This window comes from Stenotrophomonas sp. GD03958 (genome assembly GCF_029839005.1).
Lineage (GTDB): Bacteria > Pseudomonadota > Gammaproteobacteria > Xanthomonadales > Xanthomonadaceae > Stenotrophomonas > Stenotrophomonas hibiscicola.
Genome location: NZ_JAOBZT010000008.1, coordinates 38527 through 56631, shown reverse-complemented (window position 1 = coordinate 56631; position 18105 = coordinate 38527). Strand labels below are relative to the sequence as shown.

At 66.2% G+C, this 18105-nt stretch carries 15 protein-coding genes; 3 read left to right on the top strand and 12 right to left on the bottom strand.

Annotated elements, in window-relative coordinates; genetic code table 11:
* Nucleotides 1–128: 128 nt before the first annotated feature.
* The gene (locus N5C25_RS04275) at nt 129–458 is read right to left on the bottom strand and encodes a hypothetical protein (protein WP_010480503.1); all 330 of its coding nucleotides are present in this window, start codon (nt 456–458) and stop codon (nt 129–131) included.
* Nucleotides 459–696: 238 nt separating this feature from the next.
* Between N5C25_RS04275 and N5C25_RS04270 the strand changes: the two genes are divergently transcribed.
* Together N5C25_RS04270 and N5C25_RS04265 are read left to right on the top strand one after the other, a co-directional pair.
* Entirely contained in the window at nt 697–1473 is a 777-nt protein-coding gene (locus tag N5C25_RS04270; protein ID WP_251103163.1) for a HipA family kinase, read from the top strand.
* Nucleotides 1451–1843 carry a DUF3037 domain-containing protein gene (locus tag N5C25_RS04265; RefSeq protein WP_279936489.1) on the top strand — a complete coding sequence of 131 codons (393 nt, stop codon included), beginning with the start codon at nt 1451–1453 and terminating at the stop codon, nt 1841–1843. The genes N5C25_RS04270 and N5C25_RS04265 overlap by 23 nt, the downstream gene beginning before the upstream one ends.
* A 12-nt stretch (nt 1844–1855) precedes the next feature.
* Here N5C25_RS04265 and N5C25_RS04260 read toward each other — a convergent pair whose 3' ends face one another.
* The 4 genes from N5C25_RS04260 to N5C25_RS04245 form a co-directional block, all read right to left on the bottom strand.
* On the bottom strand, nt 1856–2080 hold the full coding sequence (locus N5C25_RS04260; protein WP_138984362.1) for a hypothetical protein: 225 nt from the start codon (nt 2078–2080) through the stop codon (nt 1856–1858).
* 62 nt (nt 2081–2142) lie between these two features.
* The gene (locus tag N5C25_RS04255) at nt 2143–3573 is read right to left on the bottom strand and encodes a serine hydrolase (protein WP_279936488.1); all 1431 of its coding nucleotides are present in this window, start codon (nt 3571–3573) and stop codon (nt 2143–2145) included.
* A gap of 171 nt (nt 3574–3744) precedes the next feature.
* Nucleotides 3745–4137, bottom strand: coding sequence for a DUF4952 domain-containing protein (locus N5C25_RS04250; protein WP_279936487.1), 393 nt, complete (start codon nt 4135–4137; stop codon nt 3745–3747).
* Between the two features lie 51 nt (nt 4138–4188).
* On the bottom strand, nt 4189–5094 hold the full coding sequence (locus tag N5C25_RS04245) for a LysR family transcriptional regulator (protein WP_279936486.1): 906 nt from the start codon (nt 5092–5094) through the stop codon (nt 4189–4191).
* A 119-nt stretch (nt 5095–5213) separates the two neighbouring features.
* Here N5C25_RS04245 and N5C25_RS04240 point away from each other — a divergent pair, with 119 nt between their 5' ends.
* A complete protein-coding gene (locus N5C25_RS04240) occupies nt 5214–6203 on the top strand; it encodes a zinc-dependent alcohol dehydrogenase family protein (protein WP_279936485.1) in 990 nt (329 codons plus the stop codon).
* A gap of 43 nt (nt 6204–6246) precedes the next feature.
* Here the strand turns inward: N5C25_RS04240 and N5C25_RS04235 are convergent, their stop codons facing one another.
* The 7 genes from N5C25_RS04235 to ligA form a co-directional block, all read right to left on the bottom strand.
* Entirely contained in the window at nt 6247–8775 is a 2529-nt protein-coding gene (locus N5C25_RS04235) for a membrane-bound PQQ-dependent dehydrogenase, glucose/quinate/shikimate family (protein ID WP_279936484.1), read from the bottom strand.
* A gap of 322 nt (nt 8776–9097) precedes the next feature.
* On the bottom strand, nt 9098–11812 hold the full coding sequence (gyrA, locus tag N5C25_RS04230) for a DNA gyrase subunit A (protein ID WP_134735639.1): 2715 nt from the start codon (nt 11810–11812) through the stop codon (nt 9098–9100).
* A 215-nt stretch (nt 11813–12027) separates the two neighbouring features.
* Nucleotides 12028–13092: an S-methyl-5-thioribose-1-phosphate isomerase gene (gene mtnA, locus N5C25_RS04225; RefSeq protein ID WP_251103014.1), complete on the bottom strand. Its 1065-nt coding sequence runs from the start codon at nt 13090–13092 to the stop codon at nt 12028–12030.
* Nucleotides 13093–13139: 47 nt separating this feature from the next.
* On the bottom strand, nt 13140–13868 hold the full coding sequence (locus N5C25_RS04220; RefSeq protein ID WP_058981310.1) for a DUF3011 domain-containing protein: 729 nt from the start codon (nt 13866–13868) through the stop codon (nt 13140–13142).
* A gap of 141 nt (nt 13869–14009) precedes the next feature.
* On the bottom strand, nt 14010–14966 hold the full coding sequence (gene epmA, locus N5C25_RS04215) for an EF-P lysine aminoacylase EpmA (RefSeq protein WP_279936483.1): 957 nt from the start codon (nt 14964–14966) through the stop codon (nt 14010–14012).
* Complete coding sequence (locus N5C25_RS04210) at nt 14963–15448, bottom strand: GNAT family N-acetyltransferase (protein WP_019660365.1); 486 nt, start codon at nt 15446–15448, stop codon at nt 14963–14965. Before N5C25_RS04210 ends, epmA begins: the two co-directional genes overlap by 4 nt.
* A gap of 47 nt (nt 15449–15495) precedes the next feature.
* Complete coding sequence (gene ligA, locus N5C25_RS04205; protein ID WP_279936506.1) at nt 15496–17967, bottom strand: NAD-dependent DNA ligase LigA; 2472 nt, start codon at nt 17965–17967, stop codon at nt 15496–15498.
* Between the last annotated feature and the right edge of the window lie 138 nt (nt 17968–18105).

The following is an 18105-nucleotide window of genomic DNA, read 5'->3' as shown; positions in this document are numbered from 1 at the left end:
CATGAACCCGAATCTAGCACCGCAGGGGTTGTCGTGAATGGGCCGGAAGGGCTAGTGGCCGGATGGGGCAAAGTGCAGCCCCGGCAGGTGCCGCGGAACTGCCGGCACCTGCCGGGCGTGGCCTGGCACTACTGCTGCGCGTGCAGGTCCCAGGTGGCCAGGTAATCGGGATCGACCACGATCATGCCGCTGGTGTGCATGCGGTACTCCCCAGGCTCGGCTGGCTGGTACTGGTCCAGCATCGGCGGCAGATAGCGCTCGTGGCCATCATTCTCGTCGGCCAGCACCACGCCCTCGTCGGCGCTGATGCGCAGCACCGTGCCGGCATACTGCTCCAGCCCCTTTACCTGGCCGTCGCCGCCATAGCGGGTCACCCCTACCAGTACGACCTTGCCGATCATTTCCTCGACCTTGGCGTCGTCCAAGGGCGGCAGCATGGGAGTGAATTCGTCGCTCATCGGTGCACCTCCGTAGCCTGCAGGACATCGTGGATGAGGTTTCCGCTTCGCAGTGCGCGTCGCTGGCAGCCGAGCAAATGCCCGGCCTGAAGCCTCTGCATCGAGAGTGCCAGTACGCCCATGAACCCAAGGGTTCCTGGAGCACGATGCTGCCATCACAGGCGGAAGGGACAGGTGAAGGCCGAACTCGGTCCTCGCCGATCAGGGGGTTGCACCTGCAACACGCTAGAATGCGCCCATGCGCACCGTACATGCCCTCCGCTACATCACGCCCTTGCGGGAAGGTGGCTCCCTGCCGGCCGTGGTCGAGACCGACGACGACGGCATGGCCGTGCTGAAGTTCCGTGGCGCCGGCCAGGGCCCGAAGGCGCTGATCGCCGAGCTGATCGCCGGCGAAATGGCGCGCACGCTGGGCCTGCCGATTCCGGAAATCCTGTTCGTGGAGCTGGACCGCGAGTTCGCCCGCACCGAACCGGACCCGGAGATCCAGGAGCTGATCCGCGCCAGCGAGGGCCTGAACCTGGGCCTGGACTACCTGCCCGGTGCGATCAACTACGACCCTGCGGCGATGCCGGTGGACGCCGACCTGGCCTCGCGCATCGTCTGGTTCGATGCGCTCACCAGCAATGTCGATCGCACCACGCGCAATCCGAACCTGATGGTGTGGCATCGAAAGCTGTACCTGATCGATCACGGTGCCGCCATGTATTTCCATCACGACTGGGCCAACGCCGGCGATGCCTGCGAAAAGCCGTTCGTGCTGATCCGCGACCACGTGCTGCTGTCGTTCGCCAGCCGCGTCGCCGAGGTGGATGCCGAACTGGCCGCGCGCCTGACCGATGCCGAGATCGAGCGCATCGTCGGCCTGGTGCCGGACAGCTGGCTGGTCAACGAGCCGGCATTCGAAAGCCCGCAGGCCTATCGCCAAGGCTACATCGACTATCTCAAGCATCGCCTGAAAGTGCGTGCGGTGTTCGTGCAGGAGGCCATCCGTGCCCACGCTGCACACGTATGACTATGCGGTCATCCGCGTGGTACCGCGGGTGGAACGCGAGGAGTTCATCAACGTCGGGGTGATCGTCTCCTGCCCTGGTGTGCGTCATCTGGAGGCGGCCATCGAGATCGATCCTGCGCGCCTGCGCGCCTTCGCGCCGGCGCTGGACCAGGAGGCGCTGCAGCCGTGGCTGGATGCGATCGTGGCGATCTGTCGCGGCGACGCCAGCGCCGGGCCGATCGCACAGCTGCCCGCGCGTGCGCGCTTCCATTTCCTTACCGCCAAGCGCAGTTCGGTTGTGCAGATGTCGAGCACGCATGTGGGCCGCACGGCGGACCCGGCGGGCGTGGTGGAACACTTGATGACGAAGATGGTGCGGGTGCCGCGCTGATGCGCCCGTCTCTCACTTCCTGGCGCGCGCCCGGTACCAGGCAATGAGTGCACAGGCTACCGCAGCGGAAATCAACACCCACCCGGCTGCTGCCTGTCCATGCAGGTAACCTTGTGCATACGCAGCACTGGTACCTTCGCTGGCCATCGCCGGGACACCCCTGAGTATCACGTGCACCCCGCGCAGCAGGAGCACCATGCTGGCGACCAGACACACCACGGGAAGGAATCGGCTCATGGACCGATTCTGGTCCGCCAACTGCCCCAGCGTCAACATCGCTGCAGCACAGTCGCTCGGGGCTACAACGGCACTCTTCGCGCGATGTAGTTGACCACGTTGCTGATCGCATCCGGATCGACATTGGCCAGGCCAACGATCACATAGCCCTGTGCGGGCATCACCACGATGGCACTGTTCGATCCGGGCGCACCGCCTTCGTGGCCGTACTGGTGCTCCCTGCCCTTGCCCTGCACCACGAAGCCGAATCCATACCAGCCCTTGTGGTTCTGCGCCGTGGTGGCCTGCTGCAGCAATGCAGGTGAGACCAGCTTTCCACTGCGCAATGCCTCGGCGAACTTCACCATGTCGCCCACCGCGCTGTAGCCCCCACCGGCTGACATGCCGCGCCAGGGCAGCGACTTCGTTTCACGGACCCATTGCCCGTCCTTCTTCGTGTAGGCGACGGCACGCTGCGGGACGTTCACTGTTTCCGGTTCGAAGCCGGTGCCCATCATGCCCGCCGGGCGCAGGATGTGTTGCTCCACATAGGCATAGTACGACTGCCCGGAGACGGCCTCGATGATCCGCCCAAGCACGATGAAGCCATAGTTCGAGTAGCTGTCCTGGCTGCCTGGCGTGAATTGCGGCGCATCCTTGGCAAAGCGACGCACGTAGTCATCCAGCGTCTTCAACGACGCGGAATACTGTTCGAAATCGTCACCGAAGAAGTCGCCCAGGCCACTGGTATGTGACAGCAGCTGGCGAACGGTTACGCTGTTGGCAACGGCCTTGTTCGGATAGTCCGGCAGGTGACTGCCGATCGTGTCATCGAGACTGAGCTTGCCGTCCTGCACCAGCTGCAGGACGGCCACTGCGGTGAACATCTTGTTGGAGGACGCAAGGCGGAACTGTGTATCCACGTCCACTGGAATGCCAGCGGTGCGATCGGCATCGCCACCGCGCCAGTCCAGCAGCACCTTGCCATTCTGCGCCACCTGCAATGCACCCGACAGCGCGTCCTGCGCCCGCAGCGCCTCCAGCCGTGCCGCGGCATCAGCCATCAGCGCAGGCAATGCAACTCGTGCCGGCTTGTATTTGTCCGGCGTTTCAGTGCCCTCGATCTGGAACTGCTTCACGTTCGACGGGTTGGCCGGGTCCATGACCGCCGTCACCCACATCGCACGTTCGCTCAGCTGGCCCATCACCAGCACCTTCGCCTGGCTGGGCGCGCGCTCGAGTGTTTCCAGAACGCTCAGCGGGCCCGTGCTCTCGCGGAACTCGAGATAGTCCTTGGGCGTGCTGCCCTCCTGCTTGGCATATCTGTCGGCGAATGCCTGCAACCCCTCGAGGCTGCCCGCATTGAAGGCGGCAAGCCAGTCATCGATGGCATCGCGCGCGCGTGGATGTTCGCGCTCGGAAGATGCTGCGCCAACTGCCGGAAATGCCGAGGCGGTCACCAGGACCAAACAGGCCAGCGCATTGCAGAGAAACAGGCGTCCAACAGCCCTCATGGCAATTCCTTTGCGGGTATCCCTGGGCGCATCCTAGACGATGGATCGGCCCGCCGCATCCACGCTAGGGACGCTGCCGCACCACCTCGACGGTGACGTTGAATGCCTCGATGCTATGCCATTGGCCCCGTTCGTACGGCAGCGATTCCACCCCCATGCCGATCTGATACCTCACCGCATCCGGACCTTCGCGCCAGTAGTAGGGTGCGCCGTTGCTCCAGCCACACAGACGTAGCGCAATGCAGGCAGGCCGAATGCCGTGTGCAGATAGGCTTCGACCTGCGCCGCTTGCGCGCCTGAAACACGATAGTGGGCCTCCATCGGCTTGATGTAGGACACGTCATCCTGGCTGCAGCCTACATACTGCAGTTCCGGAGGCTTCCGGCCCATTGCCTGCAGGAAATCCTGGCATTCAGTATCAGGTCGCGCCAGGCCATCCGCGCACCCTTGCACCTCCCACTCGGCCAACGCCTGCGCAGGCGTCTGCTGCGCAAGCACGATGGCGCTGGAAAATGACGCCAGCAGCAGGACGCGGGCGGCATGCTGCGGCAGCAGGAGAGACATCACGGGGCGAGTCCTTCGCATGGGAACATAGGAATGCTGATCGATGCCACGCTATCGCCTTGCCATCGTCTGCTCTGTGAAACGCGCCACGCAGAAGTCCAGGAAGCTGCGCAGCTTGGGCGTCAGCTGGCGGTCGCGCGGATACACCAGGTTGATCCACGTCGATACCGGCACATGGTCCGGCAGCACTTCCACCAGTTCACCACGCGCCAGCGCAGCGGCAAGCATTTCGTAGGGCTGCAGGATCAATCCCAGCCCACCCACGGCCGCTGTCAGCAGCGGCTCGGCCTGGTTGACCATGAAGCGACTGGACACCGGCACGGTCAGCACGCTGCCATCGGCATCGCGGAAACTCCAGCGTGTGCGGATGATCGAATGCGCGAAGCCCAGGCACTCGTGGCGGCTCAGGTCATTGGGATGGGTGATGGCCGGGCGCGAAGCCAGATAGCCTGGCGACGCACACAGGACCAGCGGATACGGCCCCAGCCGTCGCGCCACCAGCCCGCTGTCGGCCAGGTCACCGGTACGGAACACCAGGTCGTAGCCGTCCTCGACGATGTCCACCAGGCTGTTGGACAGGTTCAGATCGACCTGCACATCCGGGTACTGCTGCATGTAAGCCACCACCGCCGGGCCGAGCGCGTGCACGCCGAAGGTGACCGGCGCGCTGATGCGCAGGCGCCCCATCGGCCGTCCACGCGCCACTTCCGCCAATTCCTCGGCGCCCTCCACTTCCTCCAGGATCACCCGCGCCCGCGCCAAGTAGGCCTGGCCGAAGTCGGTCAGGCTCTGCTTTCGCGTGGTGCGGTTGAGCAGGCGCACGCCCAGATGCTGCTCCAGCGCTTGGATGTGCTTGCCGACCAGCTGCGGCGACACGTCCAATGCCTCGGCAGCGGCGGCGAAGGAGCCGACCTCGGCCACCTTGGCGAAGGTCCGCAGGGGAACGATCAGGTCCATTGCAAAAAATTGCTTTTCAATGAAACGCCAGATTACCCCTTATTCTGGTTGCAGACTACGCGCACAGTAGCGGTCACCCTTTCGCCGGCGCCCTCGTCGGCCCTTTCTCGGAGCCCCCCATGAGCCAGGTTGTCCGCATCCACGAATATGGCACCGCCGATGTGCTGCGCATCGACGATATCGACGTTCCCGCCCCCGCCCCTGACGAAGTCCAGATCCGGGTGAAGGCAATCGGCCTGAACCGCGCCGAGGTGATGTTCCGCAACGGCGCCTATCTGCAGGAAGCGCAGTTCCCCAGCCGGCTGGGCTATGAAGCGGCGGGCGTTGTCGAAGCGGTCGGTAGTACGGTGAGCGGCTTCACTGCTGGCGATGCGGTCAGCGTGATACCGCCGCTGGACATTGCGCGCTGGGGCACCTATGGCGAGCTGGCAAACGTGCCGGCACGACTGGTGGTCAAGCACCCACAGGCGTTGGACTTTGAAACGGCGGCCGCGGTGTGGATGCAGTACGTCACCGCCTGGGGCGCGCTTCTGGAACAGGCTCACCTGGCCGCCGGGGATTTCGTCATCATCACCGCCGCCAGCAGCAGCGTCGGCCTGGCCGCCATCCAGATCGCCAATGCAGTAGGCGCCACGCCGATCGCGGTCACCCGTGGCCCGGGCAAGCGCCAGGCCCTGCTCGATGCCGGTGCCGCCCACGTCATCGCCACCCAGGAGCAGGATCTGGTGACCGAAGTGGCGCGCATCACCGGCGGTGCCGGTGCCCGTGTGGTGTTCGATCCGATCGGTGGCCCGCAGTTCGTGCCGCTCACCGAAGCGATGGCCCGTGGCGGCATCCTGCTGGAATACGGCGCGCTGAGCAGCGAACCCACGCCGTTCCCGCTGTTCAACGTGCTGGGCAAGTCGCTGACGCTGAAGGGCTATCTGTACTCGGAAATCGTTTCTGACGATGCAGCACTGGCCCGCGCCAAGGCGTTCATCGTCGATGGCCTGGACAAGGGCACGCTGGCGCCAAAGATTGCCAAGGTGTTCCCGTTTGCGCAGATCCAGGAGGCACACCGTTACCTGGAATCGAACGAGCAGATCGGCAAGGTGGTGGTGACGGTGTGATCCAGCGTCATGCAATGGGGGTGGATCATCGCCCCCATTGCGGTTACCTGGGCAACGCAAACGCCATCACATAATCGCCGTTCGGGGTTTCCATGAAATGGTGGCCGCCGGCCATGATCACTACGTACTGGCGCCCGCCCTGCTCGTACACCATCGGGTTGGCCTGGCCGCCGGCAGGCAGCTTGGCATGCCAAAGCTCCTTGCCGGTCTTCAGGTCGATGGCGCGCAGCAGGTCATCGGTGGCGGCGGCGATGAAGATCAGGCCGCTGGCGGTCACTACCGAACCACCGTTGTTCGGCGTGCCGATCTCGATCGGCAGGCCGGAACGGATGCCGAACGGACCATTGCCGCGCGCACTGCCGAACGGGCGGTCCCACAGCAGCTTGCCGGTGCGCAGGTCGATGGCACGGATGCCGCCATAGGGCGGCTGCTTGCACAGCAGGCCGGTGAATGGCAGGCGCCAACCGGCGTTGACGTCGATGGCATACGGCGTGCCGACCTGCGGATCGCCGGCGCCCTCGCCACCGCCCTTGTCGGCGCGGATCTTCTCGCGCGGCAACCAGCCCAGCCGGTCGGCCTCTGCGCGTGGCACCAGCCGGTTGTAGTTGGGCATGTCGTTGTAGTTGGCTACGATCACGCCGCGTCGCGTGTCGATGGACACGCTGCCCCAGTCCGAGCCGCCGTTGTAACCGGGGTATTCGATGGAATGGCGCTCGCTGCTCGGCGGCGTGTAGAAGCCTTCGTAGTACGCCTTGCGGAACTGGATGCGGCAGACCAGCTGGTCGATCGGGGTGATGCCCCACATGTCACGCTCGGTCAGGTCATGCTCGCGACGCAGCGTGTGGTACAGCGAGAACAGCTGGGTGGGTGAACGCTGCTCGGGCTCGACGCCACCCACCGGTACCTTGCGCTCTTCGGCAGCGGTCAGCAGCTGGCCGTTGCGGCGGTCGAGAATGTAGATGTCACCCTGCTTGGTCGGCAGCAGGATCGCCGGCACCTTGCCTGCAGCCGTCGGGTAGTCGATCAGGCTGGCCTGCGAACCGAGGTCGTAGTCCCACACATCCTTGCGCACGGCCTGGAAATGCCAGGCCGGCTTGCCAGTGCTGACGTCGATCGCCACCAGCGAGGTCGAGTAGCGGTTCTGGTTTTCCGTGCGTGAGCCACTCCAGTAGTCGCCGGCTGAATTGCCCAGCGGCAGGTAGACCAGCCCGAGCGCCTCATCACCGGTGGCCGTGATCCACATGTTCGGGGTGCCACGCGTATAGGTCTGCTCGCGTGGCGGCAGTCCGCTGCGCTCGGGCTGGTCCATGTCCCACGCCCAGCGCAGCTTGCCGCTGACCGCGTCGTAGGCCTGGATCACGCCCGACGGCGCATCGCGGCGCTGCCCATCCAGCACCTGGTGACCCGTGACGATCACCCCACGCACGATGGCCGGTGGCGAGGTGATCGAAACATAGCCCGGTGGGACCTCGCCCATGCCCAGGGTGATGTCGACCTGGCCGTTGTTGCCGAAATGCACGCACGGACGGCCGCTGTCCGCGTCCACTGCAATGATGCGCCCGTCCAACGTGCCTTCGATGATGCGCGCCCAGCACGCCGGACGGCTGCCGGGTGCGGCGCTGCGGGTGACCGTTGGCGGTGGCTCGGGAAGGGCCAGATCCGCAGCGGCATCGGCCAACGCCGCATCGGCAATGGTCGGCGTGCTGGGCTGCTCGTAATAGCTCACGCCACGACAGGCGGCGGTATACGGAATCGAAGCATCCCTCACCTTTGGATCGAACCGCCACAGTTCCTTGCCACTGGCGGCGTCGAGTGCGATCAGGCGGTTGCGCGCGGTGCACAGGTACACGCGGTCGCCGACCTTCAGCGGCGTGGTTTCCGCACCCCAGCGCTTGTTCGGCATGTCGCCAGTACGGAACTGCCAGGCCAGCTGCAACGTGGCCACGTTGGCCGGGGTGATCTGCTGCAGCGGCGAGTAGCGGGTGCCGGCATTGCTGCGCCCCCAGGCCGGCCAGTCGCCTTCGGCGGGCTGGTCAGCCGGCTGCAGGCCAGTGGTATCGCGCGTAGGTTCCAGTCCGGCACTGGCTGCGCCTTCCGGGAATGGCAAGTGCCCATCCACTTCGCCATGCGGGGCGAAAGCCAGACCGAAGGCCGCCACGAACACCAGCATCAGCACGCCCGCCACGCTGCGCGACAGCCGCTTTGAAACCGGTTCGCGAAGGGTCGGCGCGAGCAGCGCCAGCACGATGCCGAGCGCGGTCACCAGGCCCAGCCGCGGCACCCAGCGCCAGTAGTCGCTGCCTGACTCCCACCAGGTCCACAGCAGCGTACCAATGAACACCAGTGCGTACAGCAGCGCCCCGCTGCGGCGGTTGCCGAACAGCAGGATGCCGCTGGCCAGCAGGCCGCCCCCGGCGATGGCGTAGTAGGCCGAGCCCCCGAGACTGAGCAGCCACGCCCCCAAGCCGCCGATGACCAGGCCGAGCACGACCAGCAGCAGCGACAGCACGGTGACAAGGGGATGCCGGGAGGCGCGGACGGGAGCAGGAGCGGATTGCGGCGTGGCGGACATCGTCGATCTCCGGGGGCAGCATGCGCCCTTATCCCACCGCCGATGTGAAGCGCGCGCGCATTTTTTGGGTGGACCTGACGGGGTGATCGTCGGCTGGGTGGTTGCCGACTGGGTGATTGTCGGCTGGGTAGAGTCGACTGTTAGTCGACTATCGCGCGCAGCGCGGGCTTTTCATCGCCTGCGCAGAGCAGTCGACTGACAGTCGACTCTACCGCAGCGATCGGAGGGTCCGCAGCGATCGGAGAATCCACCACGAAGATCCGCAGAAATGACGACGCCGGCACAGGGCCGGCGTCGTCGGGTACCTCTCACAGCGGCAGGGTCATTCCTGCGCGGCGTCCTCGCTGCTGGCCGCAGCCGGCGCGCCGTCGGTCGTGGCGGGGGTGGCGACCGCCACCTCGTCCTCGTCCTCATCGATCGAGGCATCCAAGCGCTCCACCGCCTGCAGCTTCTCATCCTTGGACAGGCGGATCAGGGTGACGCCCTGGGTGTTGCGGCCGACGCGGCTGATTTCCGAGCCACGCGTACGCACCAGGGTGCCGCCATCGGAGATCAGCAGGACTTCGTCATTCGAGCCCATCAGCACCGCAGCGACCAGCTTGCCGTTGCGCTCGGTGGTCTGGATGCCGATCACGCCCTGGGTGCCACGGCCCTTGCGCGGGTAGTCCGGCAGCGGGGTGCGCTTGCCGTAGCCGTTCTCGGTGGCGGTCAGGATGTACTGCACGCTGGCGTCATCGGCACTATCGATCACCGCATCGCCATTGGCGGTGGCTTCCTCGACACCGTTGTCGTCCTCGTTCTCGTCCTCGATGCCACCGGCACTTTCGGCCACGATCAGGCTGACCACTTCCTCGCCGGCCGGCATCTTGATGCCACGCACGCCGGTTGCGGTACGGCCCATCGAGCGGACTTTATCCTCGCCGAAGCGCACGGTCTTGCCATTGGAGGCGAACAGCAGGATGTCGCGCTGGCCATCGGTCAGGCCGACGCCGACCAGGGCATCGCCCTCATCGAGGTTGATCGCGATCTTGCCGCGGGCCAGGCGGAAGGCGAACTCGCCCAGCGGGGTCTTCTTGACCGTACCGTTCTTCGTGGCAAAGAACACGAACTGGCCATCGGCGTACTCGCGCACCGGCAGCACGGCCTGCACGCGTTCGCCCGGTTCCAGCGGAATCCAGTTGATGATCGGACGGCCACGGGCGTTGGAACCCGCTTCCGGCAGCTGGTAGACCGGCAGCCAGAACACCTTGCCCGAACTGGTGAAGGTCAGCAGCGTATCGTGCGTGTTGACCAGCCACAGCTGTTCGATGAAATCCTCTTCCTTGGTCGCCGCCGCACTGCGACCACGGCCGCCGCGGCGCTGCGCGCGGTACACGCTGACCGGCTGGCGCTTCACGTAGCCGGCGTGGGACACGGTGACCACCACGTCTTCCGGCGCGATCAGATCCAGGATGTCCAGGTCTTCTTCGCTGTGGCGGATTTCGGTGCGACGTTCGTCGCCGAACTCGGCCTTGACGTTGACCAGCTCCTCTCGGATGACCTGCAGCAGGCGATCGGGATCTTCCAGGATGTGGATCAGCCCGGCGATCACTTCCAGCAGCTGCTTGTACTCGTCGGTCAGGCGGTCCTGCTCCAGCCCGGTCAGGCGGTGCAGGCGCATTTCCAGGATCTGGGTGGCCTGGATCTCGGTCAGCTGGTAGCCGCCCTCGATCAGGCCCACACCCTTGGGCAGGTCTTCAGGACGCGATGCTTCGGCACCGGCGGCACCCAGCATCGCACCGACCAGGCCCGGCTCCCACACGCGTGCCAGCATGCGCTCGCGGGCTTCATTCGGGTTCGGCGAGGTCTTGATCAGTTCGATCATTTCGTCGATGTTGGCCAGCGCGACGGTCAGGCCTTCCAGCACGTGGGCACGGGCGCGCGCCTTGCGCAGTTCGAACACGGTGCGGCGGGTGACCACTTCGCGACGGTGGCGGACGAACGCCTCCAGCATCTGCTTCAGATTCATCAACTGCGGGCGGCCGTCGACCAGCGCCACCATGTTGATGCCGAACACCGATTCCATCTGCGTCTGCTGGTACAGGTTGTTCAGCACAACCTCGGCAGATTCGCCGCGCTTGATCTCGATGTAGATGCGCATGCCGTCCTTGTCGGACTCATCGCGCAGCTCGCTGATGCCTTCGATCTTCTTTTCCTTGACCAGCTCGGCGATCTTCTCGATCAGACGCGCCTTGTTCACCTGGTAAGGAATTTCGGTGACGATGATCGATTCGCGGCCGTTGTCGGCCACTTCGATATCGGCCTTGGCACGGATGCGCACGCGGCCACGGCCGGTGCGGTAGCCGGCGACGATGCCGGCAGTGCCGTTGATGATGCCGGCAGTCGGGAAATCCGGGCCCGGGATGTATTCCATCAGGCCATCAACGTCGATTTCCGGATTGTCGATCAGCGCGATGCAGGCGTTGATCGATTCGCTCAGGTTGTGCGGCGGAATGTTGGTCGCCATGCCCACCGCGATGCCAGCCGAACCATTGACCAGCAGGTTCGGGAACCGGGTCGGCATGACCGTCGGCTCCAGTTCCTTTTCATCGTAGTTGGGCTGGAAATCGACGGTTTCCTTGTCGATGTCCGCCATCAGCTCATGCGCCAGGCGCGACATGCGCGCCTCGGTGTATCGCATCGCCGCAGCGGAGTCGCCGTCGATCGAACCGAAGTTACCCTGGCCGTCGACCAGCATGTAGCGCAGCGAGAACGGCTGAGCCAGGCGCACCAGCGTGTCGTATACCGACTGATCGCCATGCGGGTGGTACTTACCGATGACATCACCGACGATACGCGCCGACTTGAAGTAAGGCTTGTTGCTGTGCGCGTTCAACTCGTTCATCGCGAACAGCACGCGACGATGCACCGGCTTGAGGCCGTCGCGCGCATCCGGGAGCGCGCGGCCCACGATCACGCTCATGGCGTAATCGAGGTAGCTCTTGCGCATCTCGTCTTCCAGGTTGACCTGGATGATTTCCTTGGCGGTTTCTGCCATTCGGGTTCCGTTGTCTGGTAGCGGTCCAGTCCGGCGCAGCCCTCTGCGGGAGGGGGTCGCGCCGGAACCTCGATTCAACCTGTGGATACTACCACAACAGGCCGTTTTCCGCCTCCCTTTACAGGGATTTTACCGGCACAAATCAGGAACTTAGGGAGTTGCCGGCCAGCGGCCGGCACTACCGGGGCGGCGGTCGCGCCGCCCTCCCCTGCGCCTCAGCCGCCGAAGGCGGCGCGCATGTTGTGGGCGGCCGGGTTCAGGATCACCCCGCGCTCGGTCACGATGGCGTCGATCAACTCGCCCGGGGTGACGTCGAACACCGGGTTCCAGGCGGCAATGCCCTCGGCGACGGTGCGGGTACCGCCCACGCCGTACAGCTCGCCCGGGTCGCGCTGCTCGATCTCGATCTGGCTGCCGTCCACGGTGTCCATGTCCACCGTCGAGGACGGCGCTACGACCATGAACTTCACGCCGTGATGGCGGGCCGCGATGGCCAGCTGGTAGGTGCCGATCTTGTTGGCGGTATCGCCATTGGCGCAGATGCGGTCTGCACCGACGATCACCCACTGCACGGCGCCGGTCTTCATCAGGTGCGAGGCAGCCGAATCGGCGATCAGGGTAGCGTCGATGCCATCCTGCTGCAGTTCCCACACGGTCAGGCGGGCGCCCTGCAGCCAGGGCCGGGTCTCGCCGGCAAACACGCGGGCGATGCGGTGCTGGGCCATGCCAGCGCGGATCACGCCCAGCGCCGTGCCGAAGCCTGCGGTGGCCAGCGAGCCGGTATTGCAATGGGTCAGCACGCCGCTGCCGGCCTCGATCAGGCCAGCACCCAGCGCCCCCATGTGGCGGTTGGCGGCCAGGTCTTCATCGGCAATCGCCTGCGCTTCCGCCTCCAGCAACGCCTTCCAGTCTGCGCCGGCGGCGTTCAGGCAACGGCGCATGCGCGCCAGCGCCCAGGCCAGGTTGACCGCCGTCGGGCGCGACGCATTGAGGCGCTGCAGGGCTGGCTCCAGCTGCTGCAGCGCATGCGCGCCATCGGCGGCCTGCACCTCGCGTGCCGCCAGCACCACGCCCCACGCGGCGGCAATACCGATCGCCGGCGCGCCACGCACGGTCAGCGCGTGGATGGCGCTGGCAACCTCGTCACTGTCATGGCAGACCACGTGCTCGACCACGAACGGCAGCTTGCGCTGGTCCAGCAGTTGCAAGGCATCGCCGGTCCACAGGATCGGGCGGATGTGGTCGTAACGGGCGTAGTCGATGTCGGAGGCAGTGTTCATGGGCCCATTGTAGGGCCACGCCCCGCGTGGTTGGAGCCCGTCCCGGCTCAATTCACCGAGAATTCGGCGCGGCAGCCGCCGTCCACCCAGATCCCGTTGCGGTTCCAGCCCCAGGTGCTGCCTTCCTCGCAGGGCGTGCTGGACAGCTGCTCGGAGACCACAGCACCCACCGAGATGCTGGCGCCGCAGAAGCGGCGCTTCTTCGACTTCGATTCGCAGGTCAGGCGGCGCGGCACATCGACGAAGCGGCCCTCCTCGTCGGCCACCTCGAAATCGCCCTGGCAGCCACGGCTGGTCCAGACTTCATTGCGCTTGTAGCCCCATCCCTGGCCTTCGCGGCACGGCAGCACCGACAACTGGCGAAGCAGGCGCACCGGCGCGCCATCCAGGCGTACCGGGCAACTCTGCGGACGGCCATTGGATTCGCAGCGCACCACGCGGCGCACCAGGCGCTTGCCTTCCGTTGCCGCAGGCGCCGCACCCTGCGCACGGCGCGCCCGGAATTCGGCGCGGCAGCCAAGGGTGACCCACACGCCGCTGCGGTCGGTGCCCCACTCGCTGCCGCGGATGCAGCTGTTGCTCGACAGCTGGCGCACCAGATCGACGCCGTTGTCCACATCGATATCGCAGTGCACCCAGCCCATGTCGCGCGATTCGCAGGTCACCACTTCGCCGTCATAGCCTGCCTGCTGGGCCGACGCCGATGACGGCAGCCAGGCACCCCAAAGCGCGATGGAGTACACCGGTGCCGCCACGACCGCAAACCACTTGACCAATGCCTTCCCCAACAGGAGTGGACGAATTCCGATGCCAGTGTCCCGCATCTGCCGTGATAAGAGCATCATCCCGCTTACCGAAGCAAGCGCGGAAACGCGGCAATCCGTTCAGTCTTCAACGTTCAGGAACGTGCGCCGCACTCACGCGTGGGCAAAGTCGTAGGCCAGCACATCAGCAATCCGCGGCGTGCGGTTCATCGCCATCAACAGGCGGTCGACACCCACCGCCACCCCGGCGCAGGCGGGCATCGACGGCAGCGCCAACAGCAGCGCCTCGTCCACGGCCGGTAGCACCTGGCCGCGCTCGTGGCGGCGCTGCAGATCGCGCTGGAAGCGCGCGCGCTGCTCGTCGGCGTCGTTCAGTTCGTGGTAGCCGTTGGCCAGTTCCACCGCGCCCAGGTACAGCTCGAAACGTTCGGCCAGCGGGGGCGTGCCCGGGCGGACGCGGGCCAATGCTGCCTGGCTGGCCGGCCAGTCGTGGACCACGGTCATGACATCGCCATCGAAGCGCGGCTGGATACGGTGGGTCATCAGCACATCCAGCCAGTCATCGCGGGTCAGCCCGACCGGGTCAATGTGCACCTCGCCCAACGCGGCACGCAGCGCGGCCTCATCGGCCTCGAACGGATCCACGCCCACGTACTGCTGGAACAGCTCCCGGTAACTGAGCACATGCAGCGTCGCATGGCGCCCGACCAGGGCCAACGCCTGGCCTACCAGCTCGGCGGTTTCCTGCACCAGCCGGTGGTGGTCCCAGCCGACCCGGTACCACTCAAGCATGGTGAACTCCGGGTTGTGGCGGCCGCCGGCCTCGCCATTGCGGAACACCCGGCCCAGTTCATAACAGTCGCCCACGCCGGCAGCGAGCAGGCGCTTGAGCGGATACTCCGGCGAGGTGCGCAGCCATCGGCGGCGTCCACCGGCATCGACATGGCCGGTGAAGTCGGTATGGAAGCTGTCGATGTTCGGCTCGGTGTTGCCCGCGACCGACAGGATCGGCGTCTCCACCTCGAGCACATCGCGCTCTGCAAAGAAGCGGCGCACCAGCGCATTGAGCGCGGCGCGCTGCTGCAGCGCGCGCAGCAGGGCCTCGCTCACAGGATGCCCTCCGGGCGCGGATGGTCGAGCGGCAGGGTCAGCAGATCGCGCGTATCGTCGATGTAGCCGCTGGCCAGGTACAGGCGCCGTGCCAGTTCGTTGTGGTGGTTCACTTCCAGGCGCAGGCGGCTGACGCCACGACCGCGAGCGCGCTGTTCGCAGATGGCCAGCGCCTGCTTGCCGCGGCCACGCCCACGCGCGCGATGGCTCAGGTACAGCTCGTCCAGCAGCATGAAGTGGCCGCCCTGTTCCAGGCTGAAGCCCATCGCGATCACCGCGTAGCCGACCACCTCGCCCGCCTCGTCCAGCCACAACAGCACTTCGCCATTGCGCGGATCGGCCAGCAGCGCGTCCACGCCGCGACGCACGCGCGCGTCATCGAAGTCGATCCTGTCTTCGGCGTAGAACTCGCGCATCAAGGTGATCAACAATTCCTCGTCGGCACGGGTGGCCAGGCGGAAATCCAGTGGGGCGGTCTGCATCGGTGTTCCTTCGTGCTGCATGCCAGGCGGGGCACCCGGCGGGATCGTCATTCGTGTTCGGCAAGGTAGGCCAGCAGGCGTTCCTCGTCCCACACCGGCACGCCCAGCGACTGCGCCTTGTCCAGCTTGGAGCCGGCCTCGGTGCCGGCGACCACGAAGCTGGTTTTCTTCGACACGCTGCCGGAAACCTTGGCGCCCAGCGCCTCCAGGCGCTCCTTGGCGACATCGCGGGTGAGTTGGGCCAGGGTGCCAGTGAGCACAACGGTCTGCCCGTCCAGCGGGCCCGCCACGATCTCGGTCAGCGCCGGCGCCTTGGCCAGGATCTGCTGCATCGCCTTCTCGGCCGCCAGCAACATCTCGCCATGGCCATCGGCATCGAGCCACTCCCCCAGTCCGCGCGCGGTGTCATCGGGCAAGCCGGCATTGACGAACTGGCCATGCTCGGCATCGAGCACCGCCTGTGCCCCCGGGAGCGCTGCCACCAGTTTTTCGGCGCGCAGACGGGTGATGCCGGGGATCTCCGATTCGACCAGCAGCTGCGCCAGGTCCAGTCCCTCGCGCAGCTTGGCACTGGGCGCATGTACATCGCTGATGCGCACCTGGCCGACCTGCAGCAGGTCATCGATGGCCTGCTGGTTGCCCTGCTGTTCGAAGAAGTGACCGAGCGAGCGCGCCACTTCGCCACCGATGTCCGGCACGCGCTTGAACAGCGGCCACGGCAGATGGCGGATCAGTTCCAGGTCACCGAACCACTGCGCCAGGGCCTTGGCGGTGCTCTCGCCAACGTGTTCGATGCCGAGCGCGAACAGCAGGCGTTCCAGCGTGGCGGCACGACTGGCGTCGATTGCTGCGATCAGGTTGTCGGCCCACTTGGTGGCGATCTTCTTCGTGTTCCATTCGAAGCTGGCGGGCTGTGCCAGCGCCTGCGCGCGCCAGCCCGGATCGCTGCCGTCCAGCTTCAGCACGGCGTTGAGTACCGCGCCACTGCCTTCGGCCGGCAGGTGCAGCTTCAGTGCGGCGGCCAGCGCCGAGGGATCTTCAGCGTCCAGCACCAGCTTCAGGTGCAGCAGCTGGTCACGACTGAGCCGGTACAGGTCGGCCACGCTCCTGACGATGCCGGCGTCGACCAGGGTTTCAATGTACTTGTCGCCCAGGCCATCGATGTCCATCGCGCGGCGCGAGGCGAAATGGGCAATGGCTTCCTTGCGCTGCGCCGGGCAGGACAGTTCGCCCGAGCAGCGCCATGCCGCTGCCCCTTCCTCGCGCACGATCTCCGAGCCGCACACCGGGCAGCGCGTCGGCATCTGCCACGGCATAGTGCCCTGTGGGCGGCGGTCGAGGATGACGCTGACCACTTCCGGGATCACGTCGCCGGCACGGCGCACGATCACGCTGTCGCCCACGCGCACATCCAGGCGTGCGATCTGGTCGGCGTTGTGCAGGGTGGCGTTGGACACGATCACGCCGGCCACGGCCACCGGTGCCAGTCGCGCGACCGGTGTTGCGGCACCGGTGCGGCCGATCTGGATCTCGATGGCCTCCACCGTCGTGCTCTGTTCCTGCGCCGGGAACTTGTGCGCGATGGCCCAGCGCGGCGCGCGCGAAACGAAGCCCATGGCCTGCTGGCCGGCGCGGTCATCCAGCTTGTAGACCACGCCGTCGATGTCGAACGGCAGGCGATCGCGGCGCTCACCGATATCGCGGTAGTAGGCGAGCAGGCCATCGGTGCCCTCCACCACCTTGCACAGCTCGCTGACCGGGAAGCCCCAGGCGCCGAGCTGGGCCAGGGTGCCCGAATGGGTATCGGGCAGCTCGCCGCCCTGCACTTCACCGGTACCGTAGGCAAAGAAGCTCAACCTGCGCTGCGCACTGATCTTCGGGTCGAGCTGGCGCAGCGAACCGGCCGCCGCGTTGCGCGGATTGGCCAGCACCTTGCCGCCGTGCAGGCGCGCACGCTCGTTGTAGGCCTCGAAGTCGGCGCGGGCCATGTACACCTCGCCGCGCACCTCCAGCACATCCGGCCAGTCCTTGCCGTGCAGGCGCTTGGGAATGTCGCCGATCTCGCGCAGATTGGCCGTCACGTCCTCGCCGGTCGTGCCATCGCCACGGGTCGCGCCGAGCACGAAATGACCGTCCTCGTAGCGCAGGCTGATCGCCAGCCCGTCCATCTTCGGCTCGGCCGAAAACCGCAGGCTGCGACGCCCCAGCCGCTCGTCAATGCGGCGCACGAAATCAGCCACCTCCTCGTCGCTGAACGCGTTGGACAGCGACAGCATCGGCACAGCATGGCGCACCTCGGCGAAGCGGCCGGAAGGACGCGCACCGACCTGCTGGGTCGGGCTGTCGGCGCGGGCCAGTTCAGGATGTTCGCGCTCCAGTGCTTCCAGTTCGCGCACCAACCGGTCGTAATCGACGTCGGGGATCTCCGGCGCGTCCAGCTCATGGTAGGCGCGGTTGGCCTGGGCGATCTGCCGGCGGAGGTCGTCGGCGCGTTCGGCGGGGCTGGGACTCATCGGGATCCGGTGGTTCTGGGATGGCCGGGGATTCTACCGCGCCCGGCCGTCAGGCCCTGTAACGCCCTGCCTTCGCAGCGTCGAGCCATGCTCGACGGCCGCTCCCCTGCCCTGGTGGATGCCAACCTTCTCGCCGCCTTGGTG